Source organism: Thiomicrorhabdus chilensis DSM 12352, from assembly GCF_000483485.1.
Lineage (GTDB): Bacteria > Pseudomonadota > Gammaproteobacteria > Thiomicrospirales > Thiomicrospiraceae > Thiomicrorhabdus > Thiomicrorhabdus chilensis.
In genome coordinates this window covers 721,265-733,566 of record NZ_KI519609.1, presented here as the reverse complement: position 1 = coordinate 733,566, position 12,302 = coordinate 721,265, and the positions used below count along the sequence as shown (strand labels likewise).

14 protein-coding genes are annotated in these 12,302 nt (G+C 49.7%); 8 read left to right on the top strand and 6 right to left on the bottom strand.

Annotated elements, in window-relative coordinates:
- Nucleotides 1-4: 4 nt before the first annotated feature.
- From mlaD to B076_RS0103450, 4 genes are all read right to left on the bottom strand, one after another.
- Nucleotides 5-469, bottom strand: a complete 465-nt coding sequence (gene mlaD, locus B076_RS0103465; protein WP_028486072.1) for an outer membrane lipid asymmetry maintenance protein MlaD — start codon at nt 467-469, stop codon at nt 5-7.
- 27 nt (nt 470-496) lie between these two features.
- On the bottom strand, nt 497-1,291 hold the full coding sequence (gene mlaE, locus B076_RS0103460; protein ID WP_038150733.1) for a lipid asymmetry maintenance ABC transporter permease subunit MlaE: 795 nt from the start codon (nt 1,289-1,291) through the stop codon (nt 497-499).
- Nucleotides 1,291-2,100, bottom strand: a complete 810-nt coding sequence (locus B076_RS0103455; protein WP_028486070.1) for an ABC transporter ATP-binding protein — start codon at nt 2,098-2,100, stop codon at nt 1,291-1,293. Before B076_RS0103455 ends, mlaE begins: the two co-directional genes overlap by 1 nt.
- A 169-nt stretch (nt 2,101-2,269) precedes the next feature.
- Nucleotides 2,270-2,875, bottom strand: a complete 606-nt coding sequence (locus B076_RS0103450; RefSeq protein ID WP_157753504.1) for a DUF72 domain-containing protein — start codon at nt 2,873-2,875, stop codon at nt 2,270-2,272.
- 158 nt (nt 2,876-3,033) lie between these two features.
- Between B076_RS0103450 and B076_RS0103445 the strand changes: the two genes are divergently transcribed.
- From B076_RS0103445 to B076_RS12035, 8 genes are all read left to right on the top strand, one after another.
- Nucleotides 3,034-4,023: a calcium/sodium antiporter gene (locus tag B076_RS0103445; RefSeq protein ID WP_028486068.1), complete on the top strand. Its 990-nt coding sequence runs from the start codon at nt 3,034-3,036 to the stop codon at nt 4,021-4,023.
- Between the two features lie 34 nt (nt 4,024-4,057).
- Entirely contained in the window at nt 4,058-4,600 is a 543-nt protein-coding gene (locus B076_RS0103440; protein ID WP_028486067.1) for a KdsC family phosphatase, read from the top strand.
- Nucleotides 4,601-4,653: 53 nt separating this feature from the next.
- A complete protein-coding gene (lptC, locus tag B076_RS0103435) occupies nt 4,654-5,241 on the top strand; it encodes an LPS export ABC transporter periplasmic protein LptC (protein WP_028486066.1) in 588 nt (195 codons plus the stop codon).
- A gap of 12 nt (nt 5,242-5,253) precedes the next feature.
- Nucleotides 5,254-5,790, top strand: a complete 537-nt coding sequence (gene lptA / locus B076_RS0103430) for a lipopolysaccharide transport periplasmic protein LptA (protein ID WP_028486065.1) — start codon at nt 5,254-5,256, stop codon at nt 5,788-5,790.
- Between the two features lie 11 nt (nt 5,791-5,801).
- The gene (lptB, locus tag B076_RS0103425) at nt 5,802-6,524 is read left to right on the top strand and encodes an LPS export ABC transporter ATP-binding protein (protein ID WP_028486064.1); all 723 of its coding nucleotides are present in this window, start codon (nt 5,802-5,804) and stop codon (nt 6,522-6,524) included.
- 212 nt (nt 6,525-6,736) lie between these two features.
- On the top strand, nt 6,737-7,066 hold the full coding sequence (gene hpf, locus B076_RS0103420) for a ribosome hibernation-promoting factor, HPF/YfiA family (RefSeq protein WP_028486063.1): 330 nt from the start codon (nt 6,737-6,739) through the stop codon (nt 7,064-7,066).
- Nucleotides 7,067-7,253: 187 nt separating this feature from the next.
- Nucleotides 7,254-8,612, top strand: a complete 1,359-nt coding sequence (gene mgtE / locus B076_RS0103415) for a magnesium transporter (protein WP_028486062.1) — start codon at nt 7,254-7,256, stop codon at nt 8,610-8,612.
- Between the two features lie 209 nt (nt 8,613-8,821).
- Nucleotides 8,822-9,469, top strand: a complete 648-nt coding sequence (locus tag B076_RS12035; protein ID WP_051347149.1) for an OmpA family protein — start codon at nt 8,822-8,824, stop codon at nt 9,467-9,469.
- Between the two features lie 122 nt (nt 9,470-9,591).
- On the opposite strand, the gene B076_RS0103405 is transcribed toward B076_RS12035, so the two are convergent.
- Together B076_RS0103405 and secF are read right to left on the bottom strand one after the other, a co-directional pair.
- Entirely contained in the window at nt 9,592-11,166 is a 1,575-nt protein-coding gene (locus tag B076_RS0103405) for a peptide chain release factor 3 (protein ID WP_028486061.1), read from the bottom strand.
- Between the two features lie 86 nt (nt 11,167-11,252).
- Nucleotides 11,253-12,296: a protein translocase subunit SecF gene (secF, locus tag B076_RS12030; protein ID WP_038150382.1), complete on the bottom strand. Its 1,044-nt coding sequence runs from the start codon at nt 12,294-12,296 to the stop codon at nt 11,253-11,255.
- Nucleotides 12,297-12,302 lie beyond the last annotated feature (6 nt).

Below are 12,302 nucleotides of genomic sequence, written 5' to 3'. Positions count from 1 at the left end.
TTTCTTATTCTCCCTCACTGAATTTCACTAAGAACTGGCCAATCAAATCTTCCAGAACCAGTGCCGACTGGGTCAAATCCAACTGATCGCCATCCTTTAAAAATTCCTCATCCGCACCCGGCATCAAGCCGATGTACTGATCCCCAAGCAATCCGGAGGTCAAAATCGCACCGGAAGTATCAATGGGCAAATCGTCAAACTCTTTAAAAACCGTCATCGAAACACGAGCTTGATAGGTTCTTGGATCGACGCTGATGCCGACGACTCGGCCAACAACCACACCACTGATTTTAACCGGTGCACGAACCTTAAGCCCGCCGATATTATTGAACAGACCGGAAACCTGGTAACTCGGCTTCTCTTTCCAAGTACTGAAATTGCTCACCTGAAAGGCAATCACCACCAATGAAAGCAGAGTCATCAATACAAATGCTCCGACCCAGATTTCTACTTTTAGTTGCCGTTTCATGTCACGATTCCTTTTTCTATCACGTTCTTAACTGAACATCAAAGTGGTTAAAATAAAGTCTAAGCCCAGCACACCCAAAGACGAATGCACCACGGTGCGCGTGGTTGCGTTACTCACACCTTCCGAAGTCGGCATGGCATCGTATCCCTGAAACAACGCCACCAGCGCAATCAAAAAGGCAAACGCAACCGACTTGATAACGCCGTTCATCACATCTTCACGCCAATCAACTGAGCTTTGCATCTGCGACCAAAAAGACCCCTCGTCAACACCGAGCCAGCCGACTCCCACCATATAACCGCCTAAAATCCCCATCGCGATAAACAGTAACGAAAGCATTGGCAAGGTAATGAAAGCGGCGGCGAATCGCGGCGCGAAGATAAATTTAAGAGGGTCCACAGCCATCATTTCCAAAGCCGAAAGCTGCTCGGTAGAGCGCATCAAACCAATCTCGGCCGTCAGCGCCGACCCGGCACGCCCGGCAAACAACAGAGCCGCGACCACCGGTCCTAGTTCTCTCAACAATGAAAGAGCGGTCATGGTTCCCACCGCCTCTTCAGAGTTATAGTCGACCAAGACATTATACCCCTGCAAGGTCAGCACCATGCCGACAAACAATCCCGCCGTCAAAATAATCGGCAATGACAAAACCCCGGCCACATAGACCTGCTTCATCAACAAACCGAAACGATAGAACGCATAAGGAATAACCGGCAAAACGGCTGCCATAAAAAACGCCATTCTACCCAAACCGGAAAGGAGCGCGATGAAACGCTCACCCAAAAGGGCAAGTCGCGAAAAGAAGGAATCAATTAGCGGCATCATTTAGACGCTCCACTGGCCATAGCCTGCTGATAGGTCTCATCCGAGTAATGGAAAGGAACCGGCCCATCCGGCAAACCGTCAAGGAACTGCCTGACGTAAGCCGAATCGCTTTCCAAAATCTCATCACGCGCCCCCTGGGCAATGATTTTCCCCTCGGAGAGCACACAAACAAAATCGGCAATGGAGAGTACTTCATTAACATCATGCGACACGACAACACTGGTCAGCCCAAGACTGTCGTTCAACTTGCGGATCAATTCCACTAGAACCCCCATGGTAATCGGATCCTGACCGACAAAAGGCTCGTCGTAAAAAATCATTTCCGGATCCAGGGCAATACCTCGCGCCAAGGCCACACGTCTGGACATACCACCAGAAAGCTCCGAAGGCATTAAATGACGGGCTCCTTGCAGGCCGACCGCCTGCAATTTCATCAATACCAGAGGATAGATCAACGATTCAGGCAACTGGGTATGCTCGCGCAAAGGAAAAGCGACATTGTCAAACACATTCAAATCCGTCAGCAAAGCGCCGGTCTGAAACAACATGCCCATTTTCTGACGCAGCTCATAAAGCTTGGCGCGCCTGAGTTTATGGACATTTTGCCCCTCCACCAAAATGGTACCCGTATCAGGTCGAAGCTGTCCGGCGATCAACTTTAAAAGCGTTGTTTTTCCGGTTCCACTCGGCCCCATTATGGCGGTCACCTTGCCTTTTGGGATCGACAAATTCAAGTCGTCGAAAATCTTTCTCGACCCTCTGGAAAAACTCAGGTTCTGAATCTCAATCAGCGTTTCCGCTTGCATCTTTTCTCCACTCACAACCTTTTCCTATCCTTTTCCAAAGATTTCTACCTTTTTGGTAAACCGATCATCGGTCTACACCAGGCCTGCTCATTTTAAAACCGGCTTTTTAATGCTTGCCACGCTGACTAAAAACATAATTGACGAAAACCTCATCCAGGCCCGTCCAAACTCAGTAACCCAGAACCTCAGCCACCACCTTCAAATTGGCAACTTGAGCCATATTAATGGATTCCCCTCCAATAAAAAAGGGGGCACCTGACAAATCGCCCGGCAAACTCTGCATGAAATCCTGAAGCATAGAAGCTTGCCACTTGCCGTCTTGCTTCAATTCGTCGATGTAGCCAAAAGCATGGCCGGAAAGCTGATTCTCTCCCAGTCGAAGTTGCCATCCAGGAAGTCGCAACTGCTTTGAGATCAAGCTGACCGGCACCCCCTGAATGGAAGTTTCCGGCAACCAGGATTCCGAAAACACCACTAGACCACCCAACAAACCCTGCAAGCCCGATTTAAGTTTGCCAAGTTGCTTATGCCCTTCTGCATTCAGTTCACTTTCAAGCTGCAGGTAAAAACGAAAATTCTCATCCACGGCATCAATGCACTCAGCCACCTCATCATCCTGCCAGGCTATCCACTGGTCTAACGGCACCAAGACGACATGAAAAGCATTGTTGTAAAAATCCAACTCCCACTCTTCTGGCAAATCCTGAGGATAAAAACTTCCTCGCCAATCCTGATGAGACCAGCCGTAGGTTCCAATCTGCAAATTATCCAACATGCTTCTCAACCTTTCGCCATTCCGTACCGATAGATAATAGGAGGAGAATTTTAACACCTGAAACAGACTTTCAACCATCCATAAAAAAATTTTATCATCATTTGATTCATTGGTTATAATACATTGCTACTACTGAAGAAAAAACGAAAGATGTAACTATGGCAATATCCCTTTTAATCCCCGGATTAGCACTCATAATCGGTCTTGCTTTTTTAGTATGGAGTTCGGATGTGTTCATTGATGGTTCAGCCTCGACGGCAACCCATCTGTCCATCTCTCCGCTGGTAATCGGGGTAGTTGTGCTGGGCTTTGGAACCTCCATGCCAGAGGTCGTGGTTGCCACACTCGCCTCCTTAGACAACAGTCCCGGACTGGCTGTCGGTAACGCCATCGGTTCCAACATTGCCAATATCGGCCTGGTGCTCGGATTCACTGCCATACTTGCCCCCATCGCCATCAAATCCTCCCTCATCAAACGAGAACTTCCGGTATTGCTAGCTATTTCAGTTGGGGTCTATCTACTGCTATTAGACGGAACTCTAGGGTTTATCGACGGTCTCATTCTGGTGAGTGCGCTCATCCTGGTCATGGTCTGGATGATCAAAGTAAACAAAGCTGTGGATCCTCAAGATCCATTGGTTAGCGAAACCAGCCAAGTGGTCGACTCCATGCCGGCTTTTACGCTCAACAAGTCTTTGTTAATGCTGGTTGTCGGCCTGATCATTCTGATGATCAGTGCCAAATTGATGGTATGGGGAGCCGTAGAAATCGCCCATCATTTCCAGGTGCCGGAAGTCATCATCGGCCTGACCATCATCGCCATCGGCACCAGTCTTCCGGAGCTGGCGGCGGCGATTGCGGCCGCGCGCAAAAACGAAGCCGACCTGATGATTGGTAATATCGTCGGCTCAAACCTGTTCAACATTCTGGCGGTTCTTGCTGTGCCTGGCCTGCTCGCGCCTTCGGTTTTGGAACCTTCGGTTCTAAAGGAAGACATACCGGTGATGATCGGTTTCACTCTGGCCATGTTATTACTGGCACTTCCCCGCAAAGGCCACGCCGTCATCAGCAAACCCAAAGGGGTGTTGCTGACATTGGCTTTTGTCACTTATCTGTTTACGCTTTACATTCGTTCCACCAGCGCCTAACTTTAGCACCCAAACTTAGAACCCGAGGTATCACATGAACGTCCCCAGCCCCATCATAGAAAAAGCCAAAAAGATCAAATTACTGCTCTTGGATGTGGACGGCGTCATGACCAACAATTTTCTGTATTACAGTGACAGTGGCGAAGAGCTCAAATCTTTTTACACCCGTGATGGCCACGGCATGGTAATGCTGCAAAAATCCTCCGTTGAAATCGGCATCATTACCGGCCGAAAATCCCAACTGGTGGCCAACCGCATGCGCGACTTGAAGGTCAAACACCTGTATCAGGGCGTGCCGGACAAGTTGCCGACCTTTTTGCAATTGATGGAAACCTTGGATATCGGTTTTGATGAAGTGGCCTATATCGGCGACGACATCCTTGACTTACCGATCCTGACTCGAGTCGGCCTGTCGGCCACCCCCGCCGACGGAGATCCGGAAGTCAAATCTCGAGTCGACCACATTTCCAGTTTCAACGGCGGCCAGGGATGCGTGCGTGAAATGTGTGAACTCATTATGAAAGCACAAGGCACCTGGCAAGGACACATGGATTTTTATTTACGCGAAAGCCTCTGACTAATATACTAATGATTTAAACCACCCGACCTCACGGTCAGCAGGAAGAATCAATGTTTAGCGGTCGATTCATTTTATTTGCTCTTATTCTGGCGGCCCTCGCTTTATGGATCAGTTTCCAACAAACCACCCAGCAATCGGCCCTGCTGGATTCCTCACTGAAATCGACCGACTACAGCTGGCAGCTCTTCAACAGCACCACCTGGCAGTTCGATAAAACCCAATCCAAACAAAACACCATCACCCAAGCCGACAGCGTGTTTTATCAGGAAGCCAATCAAACCAGTCAACTGAGCCAACCACGCATTGTCATCAGCCAGCCGGAACAGACGCTTGTCATCCGCAGCCAACAAGGGAAAACCCGTGCGGATTCCGTACTTGAACTTGCAGGTCAGGTCATCATCACTCAATTTGACCAACCATACTTAACCATCAAAACAGACAGCCAAAATAAAACCTTAACAACCGAATTCATCACTTATAATTCCAACACAGAAGAGATCAACAGTCACCGAGAGGTTGTGATCACCCAAGCGAACGGCACGACCAGTGGAACCGGCCTCCAGGCCAACCTGCAAACCAGGCAGTTTCAACTGTTATCCAATGTCAAAGGTCACTACATGCCCTCTACGGAAAACTAAAAGCGAGACCCTATGCCTCATTTAAAGTCATTATTATTACCTCTGCTGTGCATCAGCTTATCGCTGACCGGTCTTTCGACCCAGGCCCAACAAGCTCAAACTCCGGATGAAGAACAACCGATCCACATCACAGCGGACAGCCTCGACATTCAAGACCTGAAAGGGATCAGCATCTACACCGGAAAGGTTGAAGTGATCCAGGGAAGCTTAACGCTCAAAGGCGACAAAATGACTATCCACCATCCTCAGCGTGAAGTGGAATGGATCGAGGTCGACGGAGCGCCCGCCACCTTCAAACGATTCGATGTTCAAGAACAGTCGTGGATCAAAGGCCGAGCCAACCGAATCGACTACCGAGCTGCTGAAAAAACCGTCTTATTGACCGGTGACGCCAAAGTCGAACAACCCGGAAAAAACCTCATCACCGGCCCGGAACTGTTTTACGACATGCAAAATAAAACCCTACAGGCTAACAGCACGCCTGAAGAGAAAAAACGCGTCTCGGTCACCCTGATGCCTGAAAAAAAAGTTGAAAACTCACCCAAATAGGAACTTGACCCTTGTCTCACTTCTACGCACGTAACCTCGCAAAAAGCTACAAAAAACGTCAGGTCGTGACCTCTGTGGACCTGGATGTCTACAACGGTCAGGTTGTGGGACTGCTTGGCCCGAATGGCGCGGGCAAAACCACCACCTTTTACATGATGACTGGATTGGTCAGCAATGACGGTGGCCAAATCTATCTTGGCAACGAAGAGATCAGCCAGATGCCCATACACGAACGCGCCCGTCGCGGTATTGGCTATTTGCCCCAAGAGGCCTCGGTATTCCGTAAGCTCAGCGTGGAAGAAAATATCCGCGCCATCCTGGAAATGCGCCCCGAACTCACATTGGATGAACGCAATCTGATCCTTGAACACCTGATTGACGACTTGCAAATCGGCCATATTCTCGAACAACCCGGACAAGCCCTTTCCGGCGGGGAACGCCGTCGCGTTGAAATCGCCCGAGCCTTGGCCATGGAGCCCAAGTTCATTTTACTGGACGAACCTTTTGCCGGCGTGGATCCCATTTCCGTCAAAGACATCCAAAGCATTATTCTGCACCTAAAGGAAAAGGGGATTGGCGTCTTGATTACCGATCACAATGTGCGCGAAACCCTTGGGGTATGTGACTACGCCTACATCCTGCATGCCGGAACCATACTGGCCTCCGGCAAACCCGAAGACGTGCTCAATCACAGTGAAGTCAAACGTGTCTACCTCGGGGAAGACTTCACGTAAGGACGGAAAAATCCAAATCCCCCCCTTCCGCTTCTGTAAGTGGATGATGGCTTTTTTAGATGAATAAATACGGATTTCAAAGCGGTTGGTGTTATACTGAAATCGATTAAAATAAATTGTCTTTTCTAACAAAACGCACTCAGTTGCCAGAATAAATAAGGCAGTTTAAACAAATAATCGACATCGCATTACAAAGATAAAGGAGCGATATAATGCAAATTAATATTACCGGTCACCACGTAGACGTAACGGATGCACTTCGTGACTACGTTACCGAAAAAATGGGAAAATTAGAGCGTCATTTTGATCATGTGACCAATGTACATGTTATTTTGACCGTTGAGAAACAGCAGCAGAAAGCCGAAGCAACCGTTCACGCTTCAGGTGCTGATTTATTTGCACAAAATGAAACCGATGACATGTATGCCTCAATTGACGGCTTGATCGACAAACTGGATCGCCAAATCATCAAACACAAAGAAAAAATGAGTGACCACAAACAAAAATCAGGTGGTGTAAAAAACATGGTTGAAGAAGCTTAATTCTCAACCAGAGCGACTCAAACCAGATTTCTCAGAGACTGGTCACAAAACGCCCGAATATTCGGGCGTTTTTTTTATTTAGATTCTGCACATTGCCTCCATTAATTTTTCATTAACTTGTTATACAGGCCTGCTACAATAGGCTTTATCGAATCTTCAAGTTAATTCACGCATTCAGGGAGGCGCAATGGTACAAAGTAATACTGTCATTGATAAAGCTCAAGTCACCGAGCAACTCCTTGCTGCCGTTCAAGATCAAAACTTTTCTCAGATCCAGCCCCTGCTTTCCCAGCTGGTTGCCGAAGACATCGCCGAGCTGCTGGAATCCATGCCGCCCAAGGGACGCCATTTCCTATGGGGAGAAGTCGGTGCCGAAGTGCAAGGGGAAATCCTCGCGCACACCAATGACGAAGTACGTGCCAGCCTGTTGGAACAGCTTGAACCGCACGAAATCACCGAAATCACCGAGAACCTGGAAACCGATGACATTGCCGACATTGCGCAATCGCTCAATGATGAGAACCAGCAAACCCTGCTAGACTCCCTGAACGAGGAAAACCGAACGGCGGTTGAAATGGCCCTCTCCTATCCGGACGACACCGCTGGTGGTTTGATGAGCACCGACTTCATCTCGGTTCGTGCCGACGTCACTCTGGATGTGGTATTACGCTATTTACGCAAACTCGGCACCTTGCCAACCTCGACGGTTGACTTATTTGTGCGCGACCGCGAAGACTTTTATGTCGGCACCCTGAAGATCAACGACCTTTTGACCCACGATCCGGATACGCTGGTGTCCGAGCTACTGGACACCAACAAACCGACGATTCGTGCCTTCACGCCTGAAAAAGAAGTGGCGCAAGTTTTCGAAAAGCATGATCTGATCTCCATTGCGGTGGTCAGCGACCACAATCAGATCCTGGGGCGTATCACCATCGATGACGTGGTCGATATCATTCGTGAGGAAGGAGAACACGCGCAGATGATCAGTGCGGGTCTGAACGAGGACGAAGATATCTTTGCCCCCGCCACGCGTGCCGCAAAACGCCGAACTTTCTGGCTGGGTATCAATCTTCTAACCGCCATTTTCGCTTCGATTGTCATTGGCTTGTTTGATGCCTCGATTGAAAAAATCGTCGCCTTAGCGGTGTTAATGCCGATCATCGCCAGCATGGGCGGCATCGCCGGAACCCAAACCTCAACCATCGTCATTCGTGCATTGGCCACCGGAAAACTCGGCAGCCAGAACAGTCGCTCCCTATTAATCAAGGAAACCAGCGTCGGTGCACTCAATGGCATCATTTGGGCGTGTTTGACCGGTTTGGCGGTGATGCTCTGGTTCCAGGATTTGGCCTTGAGTCTTATTTTCGCCTCAGCCATGCTCATCAACTTACTTGCGGCGGCTCTGGCTGGCGCAAGCATTCCTTTGATGCTGCAACGCATGCGTATTGACCCGGCTTTGGCTTCGGGCCTTATGCTCACCACCGTCACCGATTCTTTGGGCTTTTTCGTTTTCCTTGGACTCGCCACCATCGTCCTGCTTTAATGCCCGCAGGGATGACGACAACTAAAATGAACAGGCCTGCTCATTCTCAAAAAACCTACGATTTACGCTCACCCATATCGACAAGTCTTTAAACAGAATTGAGAAACTCTCTTATGACTTGCATATTTGCAAAATTCCCTTATAAATAGAAGTATGAACAATCACACTCGATACTGTATCGGGTCACTACCCTAAACTTGGAGGGCATTATGAACACCAAACTCTTAACCACCATCGCCGCGACGACGGCCATCAGCCTGTTATCGGCGTGCTCAAGCAGCCCATACAAAACTCCTGAAGAGCGTGAACAGGAAAAGAACATCCTGACCGTGGCCGCCGGGATTGGCGGCATGCTTGCTGCGAATGCTTTGGGTGTTGACAATAACGTCGGTAAAGTTGCGGTGGGAGCCATCACCGGGATCACCGCACGTGCCGTTTATGATGAAGTCAATGCAGGCACCGCCAATGACCCCAACACGCAAGTGGATGCGGTTAAAATCGGCGATCAGGAATACATCCAGGTCAGTGTACAAAACGTCAATTTCCGTTCGGGTTCTGCCGAGTTGGATCCATATGAACTGAGCCGTTTAAGCCCAATCATTAAAACCATGAACAACCACCCTAACACTCGTGTGCATATTGAAGGGCACACCGACTCAGACGGATCAAACGCTTATAATCAACAGCTGTCCGAGAACCGTGCCAAAGGCGTGGCTTTACACCTGATGAACAACGGCATTGCCAGCCAGCGCATTCAAACTTATGGCTACGGTGAAGAACGCCCTATCGCCAGCAACAGCACCCCGGAAGGCAAACGCCAAAACCGTCGAGTGACCTTCCTGATTAGCGAAATTTAGGCCTTTCAAAACCGACAGGCCTGGTCATTAACAGGCCTATCGATTTTTCAGAAAGCCTCAAACCAAAAGCCCCGTAAGAAATTCAATTCTTACGGGGCTTTTTACGTCACTGACCCTTACAATCAGTGTTCGCGGGTCGCCACAAACTGCAGATTCGGCCAGCGCTCTTCGGTCAATGAGAGATTAACGCGGGTCGGAGCGATATAGACCAGCTGGTCGGCCGCATCATAAGCGACATTGTCACGCACCTTGGACAGGAATTTGTCGATTTCAGCCTTATCACCCACCACCCAGCGTGCGGTATTGACATTGACCGGTTCGAAAATACAGCTGACGTTATATTCATCCTTCAAACGCTGCGCTACTACTTCAAACTGCAGTATCCCCACCGCACCCAGAATCAGATCGTTATTGGCGATTGGGCGGAACAACTGAGTCGCCCCCTCTTCCGATAGTTGCGTCAAGCCTTTCTGCAAAGCTTTCATCTTCATCGGATCTTTAAGTTGAGCACGTCGGAAAAGCTCCGGAGCAAAGTTCGGAATGCCGGTGAACTTCAAACTCTCACCTTCGGTAAAGGTGTCGCCGATCTTGATGGTGCCGTGGTTATGCAAACCGATAATGTCACCCGGATAAGCCGTTTCCGCCTGCTCGCGTTTATTCGCCAAGAAGGTGATCGCCTTGGCGATTTTGACATCCTTGCCGATACGCACATGTTTGAGCTTCATGCCCTTCTCGTATTTTCCGGAAACGATGCGCATAAAGGCCACACGGTCGCGGTGTTGAGGGTCCATATTAGCCTGAATCTTGAAAATGAAGCCGGTCAGTTTATCCTCATCCGCCTTAACAATCCTCGTCTCGGTAGCACGGTCTTTCGGTGGCGGCGCATACTGGGCGAAGCCGTCCAACAACTCCTGCAAACCAAAGTTATTGACCGCCGATCCGAAAAACACCGGAGTCAATTCACCTTTAAGAAAGGCATCCAGTTCAAATTCATGGCTGGCACCGCGCACCAATTCGATCTCTTCACGCAGTTCCTCGGCCTGAGCACCAATCAACTCGTCGAGTCGGGCGTTTTCCAACCCCTTAATCAACTCCCCTTCTCCAGCACGCTGGCCGTCTGCTTGCGCAAACAGACGAATGGTATCGCTATAAAGGTGGTAGATGCCCTTGAAGCGTTTACCCATGCCAATCGGCCACGTCATCGGAGCACAGTTGATTTTCAAAATGTCTTCCACTTCGTCCATCAGATCGATCGGATCACGCCCTTCACGGTCAAGCTTGTTGATAAAGGTCAGAATCGGGGTATCACGCAGGCGGCACACCTCCATCAACTTGATGGTTCGATCCTCGACCCCTTTGGCAACGTCAATGACCATCAAAGCCGAATCCACTGCCGTCAAGGTGCGGTAGGTATCTTCCGAGAAGTCTTCGTGACCCGGAGTATCCAACAGGTTCATCATGACATTTTTATAGGGGAACTGCATCACCGATGAAGCCACCGAGATTCCGCGTTCCTGCTCCATTTTCATCCAGTCCGACGTGGCCGCACGGTCGGTCTTTCGGCTTTTGACCGCTCCGGCCATCTGAATCGCACCACCATATAAAAGCAACTTTTCAGTGACCGTGGTCTTACCCGCATCCGGGTGGGAAATAATCGCAAAGGTTCTGCGTTTACTGGTTTCTAACTGTAACGACATTTCATTTCTCTCAAATAAAAAAGCCAGACAAATTCCTTGTCTGGCCAATCCCTAGCGACATCCCATCACCAGGCCTGCTGATTTTGCTATTGTTCGTCTTCGGTATCTGTCTTTTTACCCGAACGATGCGCCTTTGCCAGCTCACGTGCTTCGCGTTTGGCTTCCTGTTCCAGGAATAATCGCTGCAATTCGGCCTCTTCCTGCTCGTTATCAACGCCCTCTTTAGGAGCTTTCATCAAGTCTTCTTTGGACACACCCATCACAAGTGCAATGGCACTGGCCACATAGGTCGAAGAATAGGTCCCGACCACCACACCGACAATCAAGGCCAACGCAAATCCGTGGATGATTTCACCCCCCAGAAAAAACAGCGCCAGCAGCACCAGCAAGGTGGTCAAGGAGGTCATGATGGTACGCGATAGCATTTGGTTGACCGCCACATTGGTGACTTCCACCGGCTCGCCCTCGCGCATGGTGCGGAAATTTTCGCGCACCCGGTCAAACACCACAATGGTGTCGTTCAAGGAATAACCGATGACCGCGAGGATGGCCGCCAATACCGTCAAGTCGAACTGTGTCTGCGTCCAGGCGAAAACCCCCAAAGTGATGACCACATCATGCACCAGCGCCGCGACCGACCCGACCGAAAAGCGCCACTCGAAACGTAAAGCCACATAGATCAGCACCCCTATCAATGCATAAAGCACCGCCAGGGCCCCGTCTTCGGTCAATTCGTCGCCTACCTGCGGACCGACAAACTCAACGCGTCGCAAAGTAATCGACTCCTCCGTGCTGGCTTCTAACGCATCCATCACTTGGTTACTCAGCTGTGCCGAATTCATTCCTTCTCGCGGTGCGATACGGATCAGCACATCGGTTGCCGAACCAAAATGCTGTGCTACCGCTTCATCGTAACCTGCATCCGCCAAATCGTTACGCACCTCGGCCAAATCCACGGATTGCGGATAGGAAAGTTCGATCAAGGTACCGCCGGTAAAATCGATACCAAAGTTTAACCCCTTGACCCACAAGCCCGCAAAGGAGGCGATAATCAAAAAGGCCGAAAACACCAAGGCGAGCTGGCGTTTGCCCATAAAATCAATCTGTTTTTCCATCGTCATTTCACTCATGCCAGC